The sequence below is a fragment of the Micromonospora sp. RHAY321 genome, from assembly GCF_023896955.1.
Classification (GTDB): domain Bacteria; phylum Actinomycetota; class Actinomycetes; order Mycobacteriales; family Micromonosporaceae; genus Micromonospora.
In genome coordinates, this window is sequence record NZ_JAMHIW010000011.1 from 1 (window position 1) to 20,812 (window position 20,812).

17 protein-coding genes are annotated in these 20,812 nt (G+C 73.1%); 4 read left to right on the forward strand and 13 right to left on the reverse strand.

Features of this window, described 5'->3' with window-relative positions; translation table 11 throughout:
- Positions 1–451: 451 nt before the first annotated feature.
- The 4 genes from uvrC to rsgA all read right to left on the reverse strand — a co-directional run bounded on the left by uvrC (position 452) and on the right by rsgA (position 7,466).
- Positions 452–2,434, reverse strand: coding sequence for an excinuclease ABC subunit UvrC (gene uvrC, locus M8C17_RS21550; RefSeq protein WP_252418341.1), 1,983 nt, complete (start codon positions 2,432–2,434; stop codon positions 452–454).
- A gap of 194 nt (positions 2,435–2,628) precedes the next feature.
- Positions 2,629–3,117 (reverse strand): Rieske (2Fe-2S) protein, encoded by a 489-nt coding sequence (locus tag M8C17_RS21555; RefSeq protein WP_252418342.1) that lies wholly within the window; start codon positions 3,115–3,117, stop codon positions 2,629–2,631.
- A gap of 163 nt (positions 3,118–3,280) precedes the next feature.
- On the reverse strand, positions 3,281–6,226 hold the full coding sequence (uvrA, locus tag M8C17_RS21560) for an excinuclease ABC subunit UvrA (RefSeq protein ID WP_252418343.1): 2,946 nt from the start codon (positions 6,224–6,226) through the stop codon (positions 3,281–3,283).
- Between the two features lie 169 nt (positions 6,227–6,395).
- Positions 6,396–7,466 carry a ribosome small subunit-dependent GTPase A gene (gene rsgA / locus M8C17_RS21565; RefSeq protein WP_252418344.1) on the reverse strand — a complete coding sequence of 357 codons (1,071 nt, stop codon included), beginning with the start codon at positions 7,464–7,466 and terminating at the stop codon, positions 6,396–6,398.
- A 177-nt stretch (positions 7,467–7,643) separates the two neighbouring features.
- Here rsgA and M8C17_RS21570 point away from each other — a divergent pair, with 177 nt between their 5' ends.
- Both M8C17_RS21570 and M8C17_RS21575 read left to right on the forward strand, forming a co-directional pair.
- Positions 7,644–8,360 carry a maleylpyruvate isomerase family mycothiol-dependent enzyme gene (locus M8C17_RS21570; protein WP_252418345.1) on the forward strand — a complete coding sequence of 239 codons (717 nt, stop codon included), beginning with the start codon at positions 7,644–7,646 and terminating at the stop codon, positions 8,358–8,360.
- A gap of 7 nt (positions 8,361–8,367) precedes the next feature.
- On the forward strand, positions 8,368–9,021 hold the full coding sequence (locus tag M8C17_RS21575) for an MBL fold metallo-hydrolase (RefSeq protein WP_252418346.1): 654 nt from the start codon (positions 8,368–8,370) through the stop codon (positions 9,019–9,021).
- A gap of 87 nt (positions 9,022–9,108) precedes the next feature.
- Here the strand turns inward: M8C17_RS21575 and M8C17_RS21580 are convergent, their stop codons facing one another.
- Both M8C17_RS21580 and M8C17_RS21585 read right to left on the reverse strand, forming a co-directional pair.
- On the reverse strand, positions 9,109–9,729 hold the full coding sequence (locus M8C17_RS21580) for a DedA family protein (protein WP_252418347.1): 621 nt from the start codon (positions 9,727–9,729) through the stop codon (positions 9,109–9,111).
- A 101-nt stretch (positions 9,730–9,830) separates the two neighbouring features.
- The gene (locus tag M8C17_RS21585; protein WP_252418348.1) at positions 9,831–10,514 is read right to left on the reverse strand and encodes a methyltransferase; all 684 of its coding nucleotides are present in this window, start codon (positions 10,512–10,514) and stop codon (positions 9,831–9,833) included.
- Positions 10,515–10,698: 184 nt separating this feature from the next.
- Here M8C17_RS21585 and M8C17_RS21590 point away from each other — a divergent pair, with 184 nt between their 5' ends.
- Positions 10,699–10,902 carry a cold-shock protein gene (locus tag M8C17_RS21590; protein ID WP_007462771.1) on the forward strand — a complete coding sequence of 68 codons (204 nt, stop codon included), beginning with the start codon at positions 10,699–10,701 and terminating at the stop codon, positions 10,900–10,902.
- A gap of 48 nt (positions 10,903–10,950) precedes the next feature.
- Here the strand turns inward: M8C17_RS21590 and M8C17_RS21595 are convergent, their stop codons facing one another.
- The 5 genes from M8C17_RS21595 to M8C17_RS21615 all read right to left on the reverse strand — a co-directional run bounded on the left by M8C17_RS21595 (position 10,951) and on the right by M8C17_RS21615 (position 16,145).
- Positions 10,951–12,231 carry an MFS transporter gene (locus M8C17_RS21595; RefSeq protein ID WP_252418349.1) on the reverse strand — a complete coding sequence of 427 codons (1,281 nt, stop codon included), beginning with the start codon at positions 12,229–12,231 and terminating at the stop codon, positions 10,951–10,953.
- Positions 12,228–12,803 carry a helix-turn-helix transcriptional regulator gene (locus M8C17_RS21600; RefSeq protein WP_252418350.1) on the reverse strand — a complete coding sequence of 192 codons (576 nt, stop codon included), beginning with the start codon at positions 12,801–12,803 and terminating at the stop codon, positions 12,228–12,230. Before M8C17_RS21600 ends, M8C17_RS21595 begins: the two co-directional genes overlap by 4 nt.
- 99 nt (positions 12,804–12,902) lie before the next feature.
- A complete protein-coding gene (locus tag M8C17_RS21605) occupies positions 12,903–13,778 on the reverse strand; it encodes a hypothetical protein (RefSeq protein ID WP_252418351.1) in 876 nt (291 codons plus the stop codon).
- A 157-nt stretch (positions 13,779–13,935) separates the two neighbouring features.
- Complete coding sequence (locus M8C17_RS21610) at positions 13,936–15,627, reverse strand: CocE/NonD family hydrolase (RefSeq protein ID WP_252418352.1); 1,692 nt, start codon at positions 15,625–15,627, stop codon at positions 13,936–13,938.
- A 2-nt stretch (positions 15,628–15,629) separates the two neighbouring features.
- Entirely contained in the window at positions 15,630–16,145 is a 516-nt protein-coding gene (locus M8C17_RS21615) for a MarR family winged helix-turn-helix transcriptional regulator (protein ID WP_252418485.1), read from the reverse strand.
- A gap of 124 nt (positions 16,146–16,269) precedes the next feature.
- Here M8C17_RS21615 and M8C17_RS21620 point away from each other — a divergent pair, with 124 nt between their 5' ends.
- Positions 16,270–18,396, forward strand: coding sequence for an MMPL family transporter (locus M8C17_RS21620; protein ID WP_252418353.1), 2,127 nt, complete (start codon positions 16,270–16,272; stop codon positions 18,394–18,396).
- A 63-nt stretch (positions 18,397–18,459) separates the two neighbouring features.
- Here M8C17_RS21620 and M8C17_RS21625 read toward each other — a convergent pair whose 3' ends face one another.
- Positions 18,460–19,356: a transglycosylase SLT domain-containing protein gene (locus tag M8C17_RS21625; RefSeq protein ID WP_252418354.1), complete on the reverse strand. Its 897-nt coding sequence runs from the start codon at positions 19,354–19,356 to the stop codon at positions 18,460–18,462.
- 31 nt (positions 19,357–19,387) lie between these two features.
- Complete coding sequence (locus M8C17_RS21630; protein WP_252418355.1) at positions 19,388–20,806, reverse strand: DedA family protein; 1,419 nt, start codon at positions 20,804–20,806, stop codon at positions 19,388–19,390.
- Between the last annotated feature and the right edge of the window lie 6 nt (positions 20,807–20,812).

The window sequence follows — 20,812 nt, forward strand, 5'->3', positions numbered from 1 at the left end:
CCGAGAGTGGCCCCGCCCACCGGACGGCCCGCCACAACCCGACAGGCAGGCCGTGACGGGCAGGTCCCGAACCGGACACCGCACGCGTCAGGCGCCGGACCGACCGACTCCAAGATCCCCACACTTTCGGGCGAAGTGCTGCCTGCGAACGCGCCGAGGCGACACCTTCCCGGAAAGTGCGCACATCTTGCCCACCACGCCAGCGGACGAGACGCCCCCACGGCCGCAGGTGCACACCGACGGACCAATCCCCCGCAGACAGCGCGACCACCCGATCAAGATCGTGCTCGATCCCGGAAATAGGCCCCATCCGGGCCGACCGAGGCCACTACACCCGGGATCGGGCACGATCATGAACCAAACATGTCGCACCCATCGGCGGCCAGCCGCCTCTGGGCACGGCCGTCCACCGTCGGTCAGGGCGTGGTGGCGGTACCGACTGGCGGCGGGCTCACGAACTCGCCTCGGCGCCCTCGACGACCCCGGTGCCCTTGTCGAGCGCGGCAAGGATCGCCTCGGCCGTGCGCCGGCCCACCCCGGGCACCTCGGTGATCTCCTCGACCGTGGCGGCGGAGAGCCGCTTGAGCGAGCCGAAGTGCCGCAGCAGCGCCTTGCGGCGCACCTCCCCCAGACCGGGCACGTGGTCCAGCGCCGACTCGGTCATCCGCTTGGAACGGCGCTGCCGGTGGAAGGTGATGGCGAAGCGGTGCGCCTCGTCGCGGACCCGTTGCAGCAGGTAGAGCCCCTCCGACGTACGCGGCAGGATGACCGGGAACTCGTCGTCGGGGAGCCAGACCTCCTCCAGCCGCTTGGCCAGCCCGCACAGCGCCACGTCGTCGATGCCCAGGTCGGCGAGTGCCTGGGCGGCGGCCGCGACCTGCGGCGCTCCGCCGTCCACGACCACCAACTGCGGCGGGTACGCGAACTTGCGCGGCCGGCCGGTGGTGGGGTCGACGAGTGCGCCGATCTGCGGCTCCTGAGCGTCGGTGGGGGCCTCCGGGTCGTCGGCCGACTCCACTCCCACCTCGCCGGTCTCGGATCGCGCGTCCAGGTAGCGGGCGAAGCGACGGCGCAGCACCTCGGACATCGCGGAGAGGTCGTCGGTGGCGCCCCGGACGATGAACCGCCGGTACTCGCTCTTGCGGGGCAACCCGTCCTCGAAGACGACCATGCTGGCCACGACGTCGGTGCCCTGGATCTGCGAGATGTCGAAGCACTCGATGCGCAGGGGCGAGGTGCGCATGCCCAGCGCCTCGCTGATCTCGTCCAGCGCCTTGCCCCGGGTGGTCAGGTCACCGGACCGCTTGAGCTTGTGCCGGGCCAGCGCGTCCTTGGCGTTGCGCTCCACCGTCTCCATCAGCGAACGCTTGTCTCCGCGCTGCGGCACGCGCAGCGACACGCGGCTGCCCCGGTGGGTGGAGAGCCAGTCGGCCAGCGCGTCGGCGTCCGCGGGCAACTCGGGGACCAGCAGCTCCCGGGGTACGTCGGCCTCGCCGTGCTCGCCGCCGTACACCTGGGTGCAGAAGTGGTGGACCAGGTCGCCGGTGGTCAGGTCCTCGGTCTTCTCCACCACCCAGCCCCGCTGGCCGCGGACCCGGCCGTCGCGGACGTGGAACACCTGCACGGCTGCCTCGAGCGGGTCGTCGGCGAACGCGACCACGTCGGCGTCGGTGCCGTCGCCGAGGACCACGGTCTGCTTCTCCATGGCCCGCCGCAACGCGGCCACGTCGTCGCGCAGCCGGGCGGCCCGCTCGAACTCCAGTTGCTCGCTCGCCTCGGTCATCTCGCGTTCGATCTTGCGGACCATGGTGTCGGTGCGCCCGGCCATGAAGTCGCAGAAGTCGTCGACGATGGCCCGGTGCTCGTCGGCGGAGACGGTGCCGACGCAGGGCGCCGAGCACTTGCCGATGTAGCCGAGCAGACAGGGGCGGCCGACCTGGCCGGCCCGCTTGAACACCCCGGCGGAGCACGTCCGGGCGGGGAACACCCGCAGCAGCAGGTCGAGGGTCTCGCGGATCGCCCAGGCGTGCGAGTACGGCCCGAAGTAGCGCACCCCCTTGCGCTTGGCGCCGCGCATCACCTGCAGCCGAGGGTATTCCTCGTCGAGGGTGACCGCCAGGTAGGGGTAGGACTTGTCGTCGCGATAGCGGACGTTGAACCGCGGGTCGTACTGCTTGATCCAGGTGAACTCCTGCTGGAGCGCCTCGACCTCGGTGCCGACGGTGATCCAGTCGACCGACTCGGCGCTGGTGACCATCTGCCGGGTGCGCTCGTGCAGGTTCCAGATGTCGCCGAAGTAGGAGTTGAGCCGGCTGCGCAGGTTCTTCGCCTTGCCGACGTAGATCACCCGGCCGGTGCCGTCGCGGAAGCGGTAGACCCCCGGTGACTCCGGGATGGTGCCGGGTGGGGGACGGTAGGTCGAGGGGTCAGCCACGCTGTCAAGCCTAGTCCGGCCCTCCGACAGCAGCCGGGTCCGGCAGATCCACTCGGCTTCCGGGAAGCCGGCGTGTCGGGAGCCGCCGAACACCCCGACTTCCCGGAACGCGAGTCGATCAAGCGGCTGAGCCGCGAGGCCCGACCGACGGGGCCGGGCCTCGGTCGATCGGAACGCCCGGCCAGGCCGGCCGGTCAGGCCAGCGAGATCTGGTCCCCGGTGACCTTGATGTTCTTGGGCGGCAGTGGCTTGGTGGCCGGGCCGGCCTTCACCGAGCCGTCCTCGATGGAGAACTTGCTGCCGTGGCAGGTGCAGTTGATGGTGCCGCCGTCGACGTTCGTCACCGGGCAGTTCTGGTGGGTGCAGATCGCGCCGAAGCCCTTGAACTGGCCGGCGGTGGGCTGGGTGATGACCACGCCCTCGGCGTTGAGGATCTTGCCGCCGCCGACCGGGATGTCGTTGGTGGTGGCCAGGGACTGGGCGCCCTGCCGGTCGCCGCCACCGGCGTCTCCGGTGCTGGGCACCGCCGGGCCGCCGCTGGTGGGGGCGGCGCCGTCGCCGCTGCCGGTGTCGTCGCTGCCGCAGGCGGCCAGTACGACGGCTGCGCCGATCGCCCCGACACCGGTGAGCAGGGTCCGACGGGTCTGCGTACCCGGCCCGGTCAGCGCCTGATCGTCACTCATGCCTCGCCTCTCTCTGGGCTGCTGCGCCGGTCCCGATCACCCGGCCACACTCGTCAACACGGGCAACTGTGCCGGATGGTTCACGGTGGCATGGTCTCGACCCAGGAAATGGGAAACGCCGGCGGTGCCCGATCGGGCACCGCCGGCGTTCCTGCTGGTCGGCTCAGCGCGCGACGGCGCGGGCCTTGCGCGGTGCCCGGGTCTTGGTGACGCCGTTGGCCTGGGCGGCCCGGCTGGTTGCCGCCGCCGCGCCCTTGGCCTCGCCGTCGAGCTTGAGCACCTGGCGCAGGAACTGCCCGGTGTGGCTCTCGGGCACCTCGGCGACCTCCTCGGGGGTGCCGGTGGCGAGCACGGTGCCGCCCCGGTGGCCCCCCTCCGGACCCATGTCGATCAGCCAGTCGGCCGTCTTGATCACGTCGAGGTTGTGCTCGATGGTGATCACGGTGTTGCCCTTCTCGACCAGCCCCTCCAGCACCATCAGCAGCTTGCGGATGTCCTCGAAGTGCAGGCCCGTGGTCGGCTCGTCGAGCACGTAGACCGTCCGCCCGGTGGAGCGCTTCTGCAGCTCGGAGGCGAGCTTGACCCGCTGCGCCTCACCGCCGGAGAGGGTGGGCGCGGGCTGACCGAGGCGGACGTAGCCGAGGCCCACGTCGACCAGCGTCTTGAGGTGCCGGTGGATGGCCGGGATGGCCGAGAAGAACTCGGCGGCCTCCTCGATCGGCATCTCCAGCACGTCCGAGACGGTCTTGCCCTTGTAGTGCACCTCCAGGGTCTCCCGGTTGTACCGGGCGCCCTTGCAGACCTCGCACGGGACGTACACGTCGGGCAGGAAGTTCATCTCGATCTTGATCGTGCCGTCGCCGGAGCACGCCTCGCAGCGCCCGCCCTTGACGTTGAACGAGAACCGGCCCGGACCGTACCCGCGCACCTTGGCCTCGGTGGTCTCGGCGAAGAGCTTGCGAACGTGGTCCCAGACCCCGGTGTACGTGGCCGGGTTGGATCGCGGCGTCCGGCCGATCGGCGACTGGTCCACACCGACGACCTTGTCCACGTGCTCCAGGCCGCCGACCCGGGTGTGCCGGCCGGGGACCAGCCGGGCGCCGTTGATCTGGTTGGCCAGCACCGCGTACAGGATGTCGTTGACCAGCGTCGACTTGCCCGAGCCGCTGACACCGGTGACCGCGATCAGCTGGCCCAGCGGGAACGAGACGGTGAGGTTGCGCAGGTTGTGCTCGCGCGCGCCGTGCACCACCAGCTCCCGGTCCTTGGTCTGCGGGCGGCGCTTCTGCGGAGTCGGGATCGACCGGCGCCCGGACAGGTACGCCCCGGTGACCGAGTCCGGGTTCTCCAGCAGCGCCGGCACCGAGCCGCTGTGCACGATCTCGCCGCCGTGCTCACCGGCACCGGGGCCGATGTCGACGATCCAGTCGGCGGTGCGGATGGTGTCCTCGTCGTGCTCCACCACGATCAGCGTGTTGCCCAGCCCGCGCAGCCGGATCAGGGTCTCGATCAGCCGGTGGTTGTCGCGCTGGTGCAGCCCGATCGACGGCTCGTCGAGCACGTAGAGCACGCCCACCAGGCCGGAGCCGATCTGGGTGGCGAGCCGGATGCGCTGCGCCTCGCCGCCGGAGAGGGTGCCGGCCGGCCGGTCCAGGGAGAGGTAGTCCAGGCCGACGTCGAGCAGGAACCGCAGCCGGGCGTTGATCTCCTTGAGCACCCGCTCGGCGATCATCTTCTGCCGGTCGGTCAGCTCGATGCCGGCGAGCAGCTCGGCGCACTCACCCACGGACAGGTTGCAGACCTCGGCGATGCTCTTGCCGGCCAGGGTCACCGCGAGCACCTCGGGCTTGAGCCGGGCGCCGCCGCACGCCGCGCACGGCACGTCGCGCATGTAGCCCTCGTACTTGTCGCGCGACCACTCGGACTCGGTGTCGGAGTGCCGGCGCTCGATCCACTGCACCACGCCCTCGAAGCCGGTGTAGTAGGAGCGCTCGCGGCCGTACTTGTTGCGGTAGCGCACGTGCACCTGGTCGTCGGAGCCGTGCAGGATCGTCTTCTGCGCCCGCGCGGGCAGCGCCCGCCACGGGGTGTCGACGTCGAAGTGCTGGGCCTCGCCGAGCGCCTCCAGCAGACGGAGGAAGTATTCGAGGTTGTGGCCGGTGGACCAGGGCTGGATGGCGCCCTCGCGCAGGGTGCGCTCCGGGTCGGGCACCAGCAGCTCCGGGTCGACCTCCTTCTTGGTGCCCAGGCCGGTGCACTCCGGGCAGGCGCCGTAGGGCGCGTTGAAGGAGAAGACCCGGGGCTCGAGGTCCTCGATGGCGAGCGGGTGGTCGTTGGGGCAGGCCAGGTGCTCGGAGTAGCGGCGCTCCCGGTCCGGGTCGTCCTCGGGGAGGTCGACGAAGTCGAGCAGCACCAGGCCGCTGGACAGGCCCAGGGCGGCCTCGACGGAGTCGGTCAGCCGCTGCTTGGCGCTCGGCTTGACGGTGAGCCGGTCGATCACCACCTCGATGGTGTGCTTCTCCTGCTTCTTGAGCTTGGGCGGCTCGGTCAGCGGGTGCACCACGCCGTCGACCCGGGCCCGGGCGTAGCCCTTGGCCTGCAGCTCGGAGAAGAGGTCGACGTACTCGCCCTTGCGGCCGCGGATGACCGGGGCGAGGACCATGAACTTGGTGCCCTCGGCCATGGCGAGGACCCGGTCGACGATCTGCTGCGGGCTCTGCCGGGAGATCCGCTCGCCGCAGACCGGGCAGTGCGGCTCGCCGATGCGGGCGTAGAGCAGCCGGAGGTAGTCGTAGACCTCGGTGATGGTGCCGACCGTCGAACGCGGGTTGCGCGAGGTCGACTTCTGGTCGATCGAGACGGCCGGGCTCAGCCCCTCGATGAAGTCGACGTCGGGCTTGTCCATCTGGCCGAGGAACTGCCGGGCGTACGAGGAGAGCGACTCCACGTAGCGTCGCTGCCCCTCGGCGAAGATCGTGTCGAAGGCCAGGCTCGACTTGCCCGACCCGGACAGCCCGGTGAACACGATGAGCGCGTCCCGGGGCAGGTCGAGACTGACGTCACGCAGATTGTGCTCGCGCGCGCCACGGATGATCAGTCGGTCGGCCACGGTCCGTGTACTCCCGGATGAAGATGAAGCGGAGAATCTGTCCCGCTCTGGGGTGATTTTGAGCGGTGGTGCGGGCGCGGAAAACACGCCTCGGCAACTCTAGCCCCGAGGTACGACAGTTTCCCGCGCCCGCACATTCCCCCAGCTCAGCCCGGTCGGCCGGGGCCGGTCAGTAGCCGCCGGGCGTCGGCGGTCGGGCCGCCCGACGCCGCGCCGAGCGCCAACCGCCGCGCCGCTCCGCGGCCAGCCGCGCCTCCCGCCGCCGGCTCTCCTGGGCCACCTCCCGCTGCAACCGTCGCCAGCTCTCCCACCGCCGGGTGGACAGCTCCCCGGTACGCAGCGCCTCCCCGACCGCGCAGGCCGGCTCGCCGTCGTGCCCGCAGTCGGCGTACCGACAGCCCTCGGCGAGCCCGGCGATGTCGGCGAACGCCCGGTCGAGCCCGGCCACGCCGTCCAGCAGGCCGACCGCTCGCACGCCGGGAGTGTCGATCACCGCGCCACCACCGGGGATCGACACCAGCGCCCGCCAGGTGGTGGTGTGCCGGCCCTTGCCGTCGACCCGGCGGATCGCCTGGGTCGGCATCATCACCGCACCGGCCAGCGCGTTGACGAGGCTCGACTTGCCCGCGCCGGACGGCCCGAGCAGGCCCAGAGTGCGGCCGGGCGCCACCTCCGCGAGCAGTGGGTCGAGCCCGACGCCGCGCTCGGCGCTGACCGGCAGCACCGGCACTCCGGGGGCGACCGCGGCGAGCTGACGGGCCAGCGCGGCCGGGTCGGCCGCGAGGTCGGCCTTGGTCAGCACGACCAGCGGCCGGGCCCCGGACTCGTGGACCAGGGAGAGCAGCCGCTCGATCCGGCCGACGTCCGGTTCCGGGTGCACCGGCTCCACGACGGCGGCGGCGTCCAGGTTGGCGGCCAGCACCTGGCCGCTGGCGTCCTTTCCGGCGGTACGGCGGATCAGCGCCGCCCGCCGGGGCAGCACCGCCTCCGCGGTGGTGCGGCCGTCCGGCCACTGCGCGAGCAACACCCAGTCCCCGGCACAGGGCAGCGCGGAGGGGTCCCGGGCGGCGGCGACCAGCACCGGCCCTCCCAGGCTGGCCCGGACCGGGCCGGTCGAGGTGAGCACCGTGCAGACCCCCCGGTCCACCCGGGCCACCCGGCCCGGTCGGTGCTCGCCGCGCCGCGCGGCGTACGCCGCCCATCCGGCGTCCCAGCCGAGGGCGGTCAGATCGATCGTCATGGCATCCTCATCGGTGTCGAAGGTGGTGATGGCGGAACACGCGTGCCACGGCCGGCATGGTCACCACCCCCCTCCGACGTCCCGGTGTCGCGTATGCGCCGACGGTAGGGCGCGCGCCGACGCGCCGAAAGCGATTTCCCCGGCGACGACGCGACGGCGGACCGCTAGGGTCGACGCGTGACCACCGACCCACTGCTGCTGATGGGCGAGGTGGACGACGCGACCAGTCGGCTGCTCCGCACCGCGGCCTCCTTCGACGCCGCGGACCTGGCGGCCACGTCGCTGCTGCCGGACTGGACGCGCGGCCACGTGCTGGCCCATTTGGCGCGCAACGCCGACGGTTTCGTCAACCTGCTCACCGCGGCCCGCACCGGCGAGCCGGTGCCCATGTACGCCTCCCCCGCGGCCCGCGCGGCCGACATCGAGGCCGGCGCGGGCCGGCCGGCCGCCGAGCACCTGGACGACCTGCGGCGCAGTGCGGACCGGTTCGCCGAGGCCGTCGCAGCCATGACGGTGCAGGCGTGGGCGGCGACGGTGCAGACCCGCCGGGGCCCGTGGCCCGCCGCCCTGCTCGTCTGGGGCCGGCTGCGCGAGATCGAGGTGCACCACGTCGACCTGGCCGCCGCCTACCGGCCCGCCGACTGGCCGGAGACGTTCGCCCAGCGGCTGCTGCGCGAGGTGGCCGCCCATCACGCCGACCAGCCGGCACCACCGTCGATGGTGCTGCGTTTCGACGGCAGCAAGCACGAGCTGGTGATCGGGGAGCGGGCCGGCGCCCCGACCGTCGCCGGCCCCGCCCCCGACCTCGCCGCCTGGCTGATCGGCCGCGACGGCGGCGACGCGCTCGCCGTCACTCCCGACGGTCCCCTGCCTACTCCACCGGAATGGATATAGACACCTCATGACATACAGCGGAGACGTCACCCCCGGCGGCGCGCCGGCGGTGCGGGAGCTGGACGGCCTCACCATCAGCAAGCTGTCGGTGGGCCCGATGGACAACAACGCGTACCTGCTCCGCTGCACGGCCACGGGCGAGCAGGTGCTGATCGACGCCGCCAACGAGGCACCCCGGCTGCTGGACCTGATCGGCGACGCCGGTCTCACCGCCGTGGTGACCACCCACCAGCACATGGACCACTGGGTGGCGCTGGAAGAGGTGGTGGCCAAGACCGGCGCCCGGACGCTGGTGCACGCCGACGACGCGGCCGGGCTGCCGATCGAGGCGGAGCGGCTCGCCGACGGCGACACCGTGCCGGTCGGCGACTGCGCCCTGGAGGTCATCCACATCAAGGGGCACACCCCGGGCTCGATCGCGCTGCTCTACCGCGACCCGAACGGGACCCCGCACCTGTTCACCGGCGACAGTCTCTTTCCCGGCGGGGTCGGCAACACCGACCAGGACCCGGAGCGTTTCGCCGCGCTGATCGACGACGTCGAGCGGAAGGTGTTCGACAAGCTGCCCGACGACACCTGGTTCTATCCGGGGCACGGCAAGGACAGCACCCTCGGCGCGGAGCGCCCGGCTCTGCCGCAGTGGCGCGCCCGAGGCTGGTGACCCGAGCGGGGCCGGCCCCCCGGCCGGCCCCGCACCACCCACCCGACCACCCGGGCGCACCCCCCGCCCGCCGGTCGGCCGATCCGGTCAGGGCGTCGGCGGGCCGGCGACCGCGCGGAGCCTGCGCCGGGTGCCCAGCAACACCACGGCGGCCAGCACCAGCCCGACGCCCATGGTGACCAGCAGCGGGCTCGACTCCCCCGGCAGCAGCCCCGCCAGGGAGCGCGACGCGGTGCCCAGCGCGAGGTAGAGACCGGCCCAGGCCGTCGCGCCGAGCGCCGCACATCCCAGGAACCGCCGGTACGACATGCGTAGGCCGCCCGCGGCCAGCGGCAGCAGCGCGTTGAACACCGGCAGGAACGGCGCGACCACCATCATCCGGCCGCCACCGCGGCGCAGGATCCCCTCCGCCGCCGTCCAACGCGCCTCGCCGATCCAGTCGCCGACCCGGCTGTGTCGCAGCCGCTCGGAGTACCGGCGACCGACCAGGAAACTCAGCGACCATCCGGCCAGGCAGCCGACCAGCACCGCGGTGAAGGTCGCCAGCCCCGTGGCCGGGCGACCCACGCCGACCGCGGCCAGGATCGCCACGTCACCGGGGATCAGGACCCCCAGCAGGGGTACGGCGTCGAACAGCATGACCAGCCCGAGTGCTCCCATCAGCAGCAGGATGGGCAGGTCTCCGACCTCGGCGAGCCATTGCGTCATGCCCCGTACGCTATGGCCGACACACCACCCTGGACATCCGGTCGCATCCCCCAGCGGCCCCTGGTATCCACCTCGGGGTCGCCCCTGAGATCGGCCGCGCCTCAGGCGGGTCGCAGCACCAGCACCCGGCGTAGCGACGAGTCGACCGACGGTTCCGTCGTGGGCACCGGATAGTCGGCCAGCACCGTCAGCCGGTCCGCCGGCAGGTGCCCCCGGTCGGGGTCGCCCACCAGCACCTCGGCACCGCCGGCGGCGGCCCGTTGCAGGAACGGCAGCATCCGGTCAGCCAGTGCGCGGCTGTAGAAGACGTCGCCGGCGAGGACCACGTCCGCCTCCGCGTCTCCGGTGTCGAGCAGATCACTTCCGGTGGCGTCGACGGCGACCCCGTTGGCCCGCGCGTTGACCGTGACGGCCGCGACGGCGTACGGGTCGATGTCGTTGGCGACCACCTCGGCGGCACCGGCCAGCGCGGCGGCGATGGCCACCAGCCCGGACCCGGCAGCGAGGTCGAGCACCCGCCGGCCGGCGACCAGTTCGGGATGGTCCAGCAGGTGGCGGGCCAGGGCCTGACCTCCGGCCCAGGCGGAGGCCCAGTACGGCGGCGCCAGGGTGCGCCCGGCGGCGGCCTCCATGCGTGCCCACCAGACGATCGCGTCCTCGGCCAGGTGCAGCCGCACCTCGGGAACGAACGGGGTGGGCACCAACCGGAGCCGGTCGAGGCCGTCGCCGGGCGCGTCGATCTCGCGCTCCAGCTCGGACAGCGCGGTGGCTGCGGCACCTCTCATCGGGGCCAAGCATGCCCCAGTGGCGGGTGGCGGGGGCGCGTTTCGCATCGCGCCACGTAGAGTTCACCCGAGTTCCTACGGCACTTCGGCCGGCGGATCCGGGTTTTGCCCGTTACTGTCGGACAGGTACGGGCGATCATCGGCCACACGCCGAGGGTCAGCCGCTTTGAACAGGGAGAGATGCATGGCAACCGGCACGGTTAAGTGGTTCAACTCGGAAAAGGGCTTTGGCTTCATCGAGCAGGACGGTGGAGGGCCGGACGTGTTCGTCCACTACTCCGCCATCGCCTCGAGCGGCTACCGGGAGCTCAACGAGGGCCAGAAGGTCGAGTTCGAGGTGACCCAGGGGCAGAAGGGTCCGCAGGCGGACAACGTCCGCCCGATGTAGCTCCGTGCCGGTGGCGGCGGCCGGTCGACGGCCGCCGCCGCAGTGCACTCAAGACGCCGCCGGGGCGGCGGGCAGGTCCCGCCGCCGCCGGAGCGGCCCTATCAGCAGGATCAACGGGGTGAGCGCCAGCCAGCTGGTCATCACCCCGATCGCCGTGTCGACGCCGTACCGCGCGCCGAGCGCGCCGGCCAGCACGGCGGCCAACGGGATGGTGCCGTAGTTGAGCAGGTGCATGCTCACCGTCACCCGGCCCAGCAGGTGGTGCGGCGTGTAGGTCTGCCGGAAGCTGCCCTTGACCACGTTGCCGATGGCCACACCGAGGCCGATCAGCACTCCGCCGAGGGCCGGCCAGACCAGCCCGGCACCGGGCGCTGCCAGCGGGATGAGCAGCGCTGGCGGGCCGGTGAGGGCCGCACCGAGCAGCATGGCCCGCGCGGTGCCGAAGCGGCGGGCCAGCGTGGTGGCCAGCAACGCACCGACGATCCCCCCGGCGCTCATCACCGCGATCAGGATGCCCACCAGGCCCGGCGCGAGCCGCAGCTCGCGGACCAGGAAGACCACGAGGACCGCCTGGTAGCCGATCAGCCCGATGTTGCTGGCCGCGCCGTAGACCGACAGCACCCGCAGGTACGGGTCGCGGGCGACGAAGCGCAATCCCTCGGCGATGTCCCCGCGCAGCGAACGGGACACCTCCGCCCGCCGGGTGCGCGGCTCCACGGTGCGGATCCGCAGCAGGAAGGCCGCGGAGAGCAGGAAGGTGAGCGCGTCCAGCAGCAGCGCGGCGACCGCCCCGGTGAGCTGGGCGATCAGGCCCGCGAGGCCCGGCCCGACGACGTAGCTCACGGTCTGGGTGGCGTGCAGCTTCGCGTTGCCCTCCGGTAGCTGCTCGGGTCGCAGCACGACCGGCAGGTACACCTGGTCGGCGGTCTCGAAGAAGACCCGCGCGGTGCCGGCGCCGAGCGCGACCACCAGCAGGTGCCAGACGGTGAGCCGGTCCAGCGCGGCGGCCAGCGGCACGCTGAGGAAGGCCAGCGCGCAGAGCACGTCGCAGACGACCATCACCGGTCGGCTCGGCAGGCGGTCCACCCACGCGCCGGCCGGCAGGCCGATCAGCAGCCAGGGCAGCCAGGCCGCGGCGGTGAGCACCGCCACCTGGAAGGTGCCGGCGTCGAGCACGGCCACGGCGACCAGCGGCAGGGCGACGGTGGTGACGTTGCTGCCGATGCTGCTGACGGCCTGGCCGGCCCAGAGCAGCCGGAAGTCCCGGTGCCGCAGCAGACCGCCGGCCGGCCGGGCCGGGGTCGGATCGGTGCGGGTGGCCGTGGTCACGGCCGGGCCGGAACGCCGTGGGCGAACACGAAGACGGGCTGCCGTTCGCGGCCGTCGTCAGGCAGCGGCCGGTCGGCCCAGCGGGCCAGCAGGTCGATCATTTCGCGGCTCAGCTCGGCGAGTTCGTCGGGGGTGAGGTGCAGCCACTTGTCGGTGGAGAACGGGCCGTCCTGCCAGGCGGCCTGCGCCGCCTCGTCGGCGGTGTGCCACGCCCGGGCCAGGGCGACGTGCCGGTCCAGGTTGAGCGAGGTGGCGGCGTCGGCGACCGCCCGTGCCGCGGGGTCGGCGTCGAAGTCGGCGTTGGACCAGCGCACCCCCCTGGTGACCAGCCGCCACCACCGCTCGCGCCGGTCCCGGGCCAGTTCGGGGGCCTCGGTGACGAGTTCACCAGCGGCGAGCACCTTGAGGTGGTGGCTGACGTTCGCGGGCGCCTGGTCGGTGCGCTCGGCGAGCATGCCGACGGTCGAGGGCCCGTGCACCTTGAGCACGTCCATCAAACGGCGGCGCAGCGGGTGGGCCATGGCGGCCAGCACCCGCGAGTCGGTGACCTGGCGTACGTCGGGTCTCTCCATGCCACCGACCCTGCCATCCGCAATGACTGTTGCGCAACAGTTATTGCCCAAGAGTCGCCGCGGACTGGCAGGTTCGGCGCGGCCGGCGAGCCCGGCGGGTCAGGCGACCAGCCGGCGCGCCAGTTCGTCGGCGACCTGCTTGGCCATGGTCGGTGGGATGGCGGCGGCGATCTTCTCCGGGGTCAGCCCGGCGAGTACGCCCTGGATGATCGCCGGCTCGTCGGTGAAGTCCCGGCCGGACAGCGCGGTCAGCGCGCTCTGCAGAGCGGTCACCTGGGCGGCGATCGACTTCAGCGTCGGGTGCGCCGGCGCGTAGTTGGCGACGGTGGCGTCCTCGCCCAACGCCATCCGGGTGTAGATCTGCCCGACCGGGTTGCGGCCGTCCAGCACGGTCAGGTTCCGGTGGACGGTGGCCAGCCAGGCGTGTTCCTCGGGGGTCATGTCGTTCTCCTCCAGAAGTCCGATGGAGCTGAGGTAGCGGCGGAACAACGGCCGCTGGTCGCGACCGGCCTTGATGGCGTCACGGAAGAAGCTGAAGTGGGTGTGCCAGCGGTGCGAGCTGTCGCCGCTGGTGCGCTTGCCGAGCCGGTCCCACCGCTTCACGGTCGTACCGTCAGGGCTGTAGATGATCTCGCGGATGTCCCGGGTGTCGGCCGCGTTCGCGGCGCACTGCCCCACACACCAGAGCGAGAAGCTGCGCATGGTGTGCGTCCCGCCACCGGAGCGGATCTCGAAACCGCCGACGTCCAGCGCCGCCGCGTCGAGGGTCAGGCCGGCACGGTCCCGGGGCGACTCCACCACCGAGTAGTCGTTGGTGACCACCCGGTCCGATCCGCAGTGGTAGCCGCCGCGGTGCGCCGGATCGCCGACGATGCCGACCTCCGCCGGGTCCAGGTCGTCCGGCCCGGGGGCGTTGTCGAGGTGCGTCAGCAGCAGGGTACGGACGGCCAACAGGTTCGCCGGGGCCCGGGTCATGGGGTCCCCCTTTCCATGAGAGGGGACCGGGCACGACGTCACACCGCGTACGCGGTGCAGGGCTGCGGACGAGCCCGGCCTACTGGTGCACAGCGCCGGGCGTTGACCCAACGATAGCCCGCGTTTTGGATGAATGCCCAGCTCAGCGAGGGTCAGTTCAGATTGGAGCCCGCTCGGAGCCAGAGTGGACGGTCGGCAACAGCAGCGCCGAGGGGTGCGCCGGGTCATGCAGGATCTGCTGCCGGCCGGCACGCAGCGTCACGGCCGTACCGAGAGGTTCCCCGGTGCCGGGGTTACGCGCCCAGCGCGGGTGGGCGCCACCGGCCACCTGCACCCGCAGACGGTGCCCGGCGCCGAACCGGTACGCGGTCGGCCACAGTGGCACCGGAACCCGGCGGACCCCGGACGCGTCGGCCGCGAAGCGATCGGGTGTGACCCGGACCAGGCCGTCGCACACGTTCCGGGAGCGGCCGCGACGGTCCACGTCGCACAGTCGGACGAACACGTCCAGGTAGGGCAGCTCAGCGCGGACGTGGATCTCGGCGCGCACCGGGCCGATCACCTCGACCGGCCGGGCCAGCGGGGCGCTGGTGTACGTCAGCACGTCGGGTCGGGCCTCGACGCGCCGGTTGTCGACCGGGCCGGCCCGCTGCGCCACGAGCAGCGGCCCGCCCAGCGACGGGGTGGGGTCGCCGGGGTCGTACCGGAACTCGTCCGGCGCCGACGCGACCGGCGGGCGCGTGGCCAGCTCGCCGCCCGGGTGCAGATGCCAGGCGGTCTCGACCGCCGGCGGAGGCCAGTCCGGCAGGTCCCGCCAGCCGCCGCCGGGGCCGCTCACGTACAGCCGGACCGGAGCCGACGCGGACGGCCCGACGCGGGGCGGCCGGTCGCGCGCGGAGGCCGGGCCCGCCAGGTGCTCGTCGAGCCAGGCCAGCCCCTCCCGCAGGGCGGCGACGAACAGGCCGGGGCTGCCGTGCGTCCACGGGCCGATGACCAGGCGTGGCCGGGCCCCGGCGGCACGCAGGGTGGCGTGGTCGTCGAGCTGGGCGGGCAGGAAGATGTCGTGCCAGCCGGTGACCATGACCACCGGCGCCCGCACCCGGGCCACCCGGTCGGCGAAGACCCTCCTCCGCCAGTACGCGGCGTCCGGGGTGTGGTGGCGCAGCCACTCCTGGAAGAACGGGATGGTCACCCCGGTGGCCACCCGGTCGGCATCGGCCAGCGGCAGGTGCTCCAGCGCGGCCGCCAGTCGGGGCTGTCCACGCTTGAGCTCCCACTGCCGCGTCAGCCACGGCACGGTCTGCGCGTGCAGCAGCTCCGCCCAGGTCAGGACCGTGTCCAGGGCGAAGGACTCCCCCGCGTACGTCGAGTCCCGGGTGGCCGAGGCGGTCACGACCGCGACCATCGCGCGCAGCTCGTCGCCGGCGTCGGCGGCCAGCGCCCACTGGGCGAAGCCCTGGTAGCTGACCCCGAACATGCCGAGCGCGCCGGACCACCAGGGTTGGCGGCGCAGCCAGTCCAGGGTGTCCAGCCCGTCGTCGCGCTCGTGCACCAGCGGGGCGAACGTCCCACCGGAGCCACCGGTGCCCCGACAGGACTGGATGACCGCGTGCCGGCCACGCGCGGCGAGCAGCCGGCCGAGCAGCCGCAACGGTCCACCCCGCCCGTACGGGGTGCGGATCAGCACGGTGGGCGCGTCCGAGACGGCCGGGGCGTAGTGATCGGTGCGCAGCACCACGCCGTCGCGGACCCGGACCGGGATGTCGCGGGTGACCCGTACCGGGCCGGGGCGGGTCGCGGGCAGGCGCAGCGCGGTGCCGGCGAGGCGGGCGACGAGCCGGTGCGGCACGGTCAGCCTGTCGGGCGGCGGGGTGACTCGGGCCGCGCTGCGCGCACCGAGTCGCGGTGCGCGCGCAACGACTCGCTCATCTCCGTCATGAACCGGTGCACCACCTCCAGCTCGTGGTCGGCGAACCGGGCCATCACCTCGTCGGTACGGGTGCCCAGCGGCTGGAAGAACCGCATGGCCAGGGCGGCTCCCTGGTCGGCGTAGTGCAGCAGCACCTTGCGTCGGTCGACGGTGTCCCGGTCGCGGCGGATGTGGCCGGCGCGCTCGAGCCGGTCGATCAGGGCGGTGACCGAGCCGGAGGAGAGGTTGAGCTGCTCACCGAGGCGGCCGGGCGTGATCGGCTCACCGAGCAGCTCGGCGTCCATCACGGCGATCAGCGCCTGCAGGTCGGTCGGGTTGAGCCCGTGCAGGTTGGCGAAGGCGTGGCCCACCTGCTGGGCGTCCACCGAGTAGCGCCGCAGGTTGTTGGTGATCTCCGCGACCAACTGCTCGCGGCGCGTGTCGCGCCGCCGGTACATGCCGTGAGTCGCCACGTCGCGCCGCTTCTTCCCATCGTCGGTCCCCCGGCTTGCAGCATAGAACAGGCGTCGATAATCTCGATAGTCAAGATACTTGGCGTTCGAAGGACCCAGAGGTCATCTGATGTCTGTCTTCACCAGAGTCGCCCGCGGCCGGTTGGCCGCCTGGTTCACCGTGGCCGCCGCCGTCGTCGTCGGCGCGGCGGTCTTCGGACTGCCCCGACCGGACAACCCGGCGCCGGTCTCCGCCAGCGGGTTGTCCGTGCGGTGGCAGTCGACGCAGGTGGAGCGGCTGCAGGACCAACTCCCGTCCAGTGAGGTGCAGCCGGCCATCGTGGTGGTCAGCCGCGCCGACGGCGGCGCGCTGGTCGAGGCCGACCGGGACGCCCTCGCCGCCCGCTCCGGAGACCTCAGCCGCTTCGCGGTGGGTGGGCTGATCAGCCCCGCCCAGATCTCCCCGGACGGCACGGTGGCGCTCGTCGCCGTGCCGCTGAGCACCGCTGGCGGGCAGGACCAGGTCACCGAGACGATCAGCCAACTCCGCGCCACACTGACGGACCTGCCCGGCGGGCTCACCGTCGCGGTGACCGGCGCCCCCGCGTTCACCGCCGACCTCTCCTCGGTCTTCGACGGCGCCGACATCACCCTGCTCGCGGTGACCGCCGCCGTGGTCGCGCTGCTGCTCCTGATCACCTACCGCAGCCCGTTTCTGTGGATCGTGCCGCTGGCCGTGGTCGCGGCGACCGAGCAGCTGACCCTGCGCGCGGTGGACACGATCGTGCCGGCCGTCGGCATCACCCTCCAGCAGGGCCAGGTCACCGGCATCGCCAGCGTGCTGGTCTTCGGCGCCGCCACCGACTACGCCCTGCTGCTCATCGCCCGCTACCGGGAGGAGTTGCGCCGCGAGGAGGACCGGTTCACGGCGATGCGCGCCGCGCTGCGCCGGACGGCCGAGCCCATCCTGGCCAGCGGCGGCACCGTGGTGCTCGGCGTGCTCACCCTGCTGCTCAGTGAGCAGGAGACGAACCGCGCACTGGCCGTGGCCTGCGCGACCGGGGTGGTCTTCGCCATGCTCTCGGCGCTGTTCGTGCTCCCCGCCGTGCTGGCGCTCTTCGGCCGCGGCCTGTTCTGGCCGTTCGTACCCCGGGTCGGTGGGCAGGTCCGCGAGGGCCGGCTCTGGGGCCGGCTCGGCACCGCCGTGGAGCGCCGCCCGGTGCCGGTCGCGGTGCTGGCGACGCTCCTGCTCGCCGGTCTGGCGCTGGGCGGGCTCGGCATCCGCACCGGCCTGTCCGAGACCGAGCAGTTCCGGGCCGAGCCCGAGGCGGTCGTCGGCGCGCAGACCCTCGCCCGGGCGTTCCCCGCCGGCACCACCCAGCCGGTGGCCGTGCTCACCACCCCGACGGCGGTGCGGGCGGTCACCGACGCCGCGTCCGCCGTCCCCGGGGTCGCCTCGGCCCGCCCCGGCGACGCCGGCCAGGCTGTCGCCCAGGTCGACGTGGTGCTGGCCTCCGAACCCGGCACCGCCGCGGCCGACCGGACGATCCAGGCGCTGCGCGACGCGGTCGCCGCGGTCCCCGGCTCCGCACCCCCCGCGGTCGACGGCGCCGACGCGCCGTCGGGGGCCATCGTCGGCGGCACCGTCGCGGCCACCTACGACTCCGAGGAGGCCAACGACCGGGACCTGCGGCTGATCCTGCCGATCATCCTGCTGCTGGTCGGCGCGGTGCTCGTACTGCTGCTGCGGGGCCTGCTGGCACCGGTGCTGCTGGTGCTGACCGTCATCGCGTCGTTCTTCGCGAGCCTGGGTGCGGCGTGGCTGCTCTTCGACCACGTGCTCGGTTTCCCGGCGTTGGACAGCGGTGTGCTGCTGCTCGCCTTCGTGTTCCTGGTGGCACTCGGCGTGGACTACAACATCTTCCTGGTCACCCGAGCCCGGGAGGACGCCCGCGGCGCCGGCACCCGGGACGGGATGCTCTCCGCGCTGCGGGTCACCGGCGGGGTGATCACCAGTGCCGGTGTTCTGCTGGCCGCGGTCTTCGCCGTCCTCGGCGTGCTGCCGCTGATCACGCTGACCCAGATCGGCATCATCGTCTGCATCGGCGTCCTGCTGGACACCCTGCTCGTGCGCACGGTCCTGGTGCCGGCGCTCGCGTTCATGCTCGGCGACCGCTTCTGGTGGCCCGGCCGGATCGCCCGCGATCGGGTGGCCGACACCCCGGTGTCGCACGAGCCGGCTGCCTCCCGGCACTGACCGGCACGACGACGGGGGCGGGGCCGGGTCTCCCCCGGCCACCGCCCCCGTCGGTCGGCGTGCTCAGTACGCCAGGCAGACGCACTGGGTCATCAGCGCCCGCACGTTGTACACGTACGACGGGTTCGGGATGGCCAGCGGCTTCCCCTCCTGCGCCACCGCGCCGTGCCCGAAGTTGTACGCGGCGATCACCGCGTTGAGCAGGCAGGAGTTCAGCTCGCTGGTGCACAGGGTCGCGTCGAGCCGGTAGTCGGACTCGAAGTACATGTCGCCGATGTACTTGGTCAGCCAGGCCAGGTACGTGCCGCCGAGGTACGCGTTGTCCTGGTAGTTGTGCAGGTCGTAGTTCTGCTCGAACCGCTGGTTCATCCAGGTCGCGGTGGCCGGCATCACCTGCATCAGCCCGACGCCGCCGTCGCAGGCGTAGATGTTGGACTGCCAGCCGCTCTCCTGCCAGGCGGTGGCCTTGACCAGGTTCAGTGGGATCTTGATGCTCGGGGCGGACACCGGCCAGTAGGTGCGCTCCGCGGCGTTGGTCAGCGCCGCCTTCGCCTCGGCCCGGGTCGCCTGGGTGCCCCGGTAGCTGGGCACGCAGGGGCTCGCCCGGGGACGCGGCGGTGGCGGCGGACCCCAGGTCTCGGTGGGCCGCCGGGGCACAAGGCGAGGCCTCGGCGCCACGCTGGCCGTGCGGGCCGCCTCCATGGGCGCTGCCGCGCTCGGCGACGCGAGGCGTTTCGGAGCGGGGTCGGTCGTCGCCGCCCCGGCCGCCGACGGGCTCGGCTCCCCGGTGGTCTCGTCGACGGGTGCGTCGGCCATTGCCTCCGCCGGCCCCTCGGTGACCGCGACCGGCGCGGCCTGGTCCTGGGGTTGCCCTCCGGTGGCGCCGCAGCCGACCAGCGTGCCCGCCAGCAGCAGCCCGGCGAGCACCGCGGCGCCCATCCGACCGGTCCGTCGATGCATCCGTACCTCCCCGTGTGATCGTCGCCGCACACTAGCAAGGTTCGACGGGGCGACGAGGCCCCTGCGACGGCGGCCGGACCTGGTCCGCCGGCTGCTCCCGATCCCCCACGGCCCGGTCGCGGGTCGCCCAGGCGACCACGAACACCACCGTCCAGAGCACCCCGAGCAGCACCGCCGCCGCCGTCCCGCTGGCCGTGTCCAGCCCGAGGTAGAGCCGCGCGCCACCGACCCCGAGAACGCCCGCGGCGGCCGCCGTCCAGGCCGCCACCGCCACCGGCCACCGGGTGCCCCGGGACACCAGCCAGGCCAGGGTGCAGAAGCTGGCCGCCACCACCGCGTTCTGCGTCGGGAACGGCACCGATTCGCCGCCGTTCGGGCCGGCCCCCGGCGAACCGGTGAGTTCGGCCACCACGGCCAGCACCAGCAGCGGCACGAACGCACCCACCGTGCCCACCACGCTCAGCAGGTCCGCCCGGAAGGGGCGGTTCCGCCACGCCAGCACCGCCGCCACCACCGCCACCAGCACGATCAGCACCCACCCGCGCAGCACCGACACCACGGCCATGGTGAGGTCGGCGGCACCCGGTGTCCGCCGGGCGGCGAACCAGTCCCCGATCGCCCCGTCCAGCGCGGCCAGCCCGCTGTTGCGGACACCGACGGCGAGCAGGCCGGCGATGGCGAGCCCGGCGGCGAAGAGCAGCAGGAGCCCCGCGGCGAGATTGAGCAGCAGCGTCCAGGCCGGCCCGATCCGCATCGCCACCAGGAAGAACAGCACCCCGTAGCGGGCGCTGAGCCAGCGCACCGGGGGCAGCGCGCCGGCCCGGGAGAGCAGCGCCCGTGCCGGATCCGGGTTACGGCCGAGCCACCGGCCGGCGAGCACCACCGCGAGTAGGCCGGCCAGCAGCACCAGTGCCGCGCCGGTGGCCCGGCCCAGCAACCGGGAGACAGTGTCGTACGACTCACCGGCCAGGTGACCGAGCAGCACCGACCCGCCCACCCAGGTCACCACGCCGGCCAGGTTCCACGGCGCGAACCGCCGGTACGGCATCCCGGCCGCCCCGGCCAGCCGGGGCACCAGGGTGCGGGCGAAAGCCACCCAGCGCGCGGCGAACACGCCCCGACCACCGAGTCGGGCCAGCATGGCGTCCGCCCGGCTCCACCGCGCGGGCCCGACGCGGTGGCCCAGCCCGGCACGCAGCCGTGGGCCGTACCGCCGTCCGGCGCGGAACGCCAGCCCGTCGCCCAGGACCGCCGCGACGATCATCGTGAGCAACGCCGGGCCCAGCCGCAAGGTACCGTTGTAGGTGAGGAAGCCGACGAGCAGCAGGGTAGCCTCACCCGGCACCAGCAGGCCGAAGATCACCGCGGTCTCGCCCGCCACGATCAACGCGGCGACCAGGTAGATCCACAGGGTGGGCAGACCCTGCACCAAGGTCAGCAGGTCGTGCACTCAGGC

What these genes read in the sequence shown, in the direction of transcription:
- M8C17_RS21555 (WP_252418342.1), bottom strand. Translation starts at nt 3,117, where the DNA reads ATGAGTGACGATCAGGCGCTGACCGGGCCGGGTACGCAGACCCGTCGG.
- rsgA (WP_252418344.1), bottom strand. Translation starts at nt 7,466, where the DNA reads ATGACGATCGATCTGACCGCCCTCGGCTGGGACGCCGGATGGGCGGCG.
- M8C17_RS21575 (WP_252418346.1), top strand. Translation starts at nt 8,368, where the DNA reads ATGACATACAGCGGAGACGTCACCCCCGGCGGCGCGCCGGCGGTGCGG.
- M8C17_RS21580 (WP_252418347.1), bottom strand. Translation starts at nt 9,729, where the DNA reads ATGACGCAATGGCTCGCCGAGGTCGGAGACCTGCCCATCCTGCTGCTG.
- M8C17_RS21585 (WP_252418348.1), bottom strand. Translation starts at nt 10,514, where the DNA reads ATGAGAGGTGCCGCAGCCACCGCGCTGTCCGAGCTGGAGCGCGAGATC.
- M8C17_RS21590 (WP_007462771.1), top strand. Translation starts at nt 10,699, where the DNA reads ATGGCAACCGGCACGGTTAAGTGGTTCAACTCGGAAAAGGGCTTTGGC.
- M8C17_RS21600 (WP_252418350.1), bottom strand. Translation starts at nt 12,803, where the DNA reads ATGGAGAGACCCGACGTACGCCAGGTCACCGACTCGCGGGTGCTGGCC.
- M8C17_RS21605 (WP_252418351.1), bottom strand. Translation starts at nt 13,778, where the DNA reads ATGACCCGGGCCCCGGCGAACCTGTTGGCCGTCCGTACCCTGCTGCTG.
- M8C17_RS21615 (WP_252418485.1), bottom strand. Translation starts at nt 16,145, where the DNA reads ATGTACCGGCGGCGCGACACGCGCCGCGAGCAGTTGGTCGCGGAGATC.
- M8C17_RS21620 (WP_252418353.1), top strand. Translation starts at nt 16,270, where the DNA reads ATGTCTGTCTTCACCAGAGTCGCCCGCGGCCGGTTGGCCGCCTGGTTC.
- M8C17_RS21625 (WP_252418354.1), bottom strand. Translation starts at nt 19,356, where the DNA reads ATGCATCGACGGACCGGTCGGATGGGCGCCGCGGTGCTCGCCGGGCTG.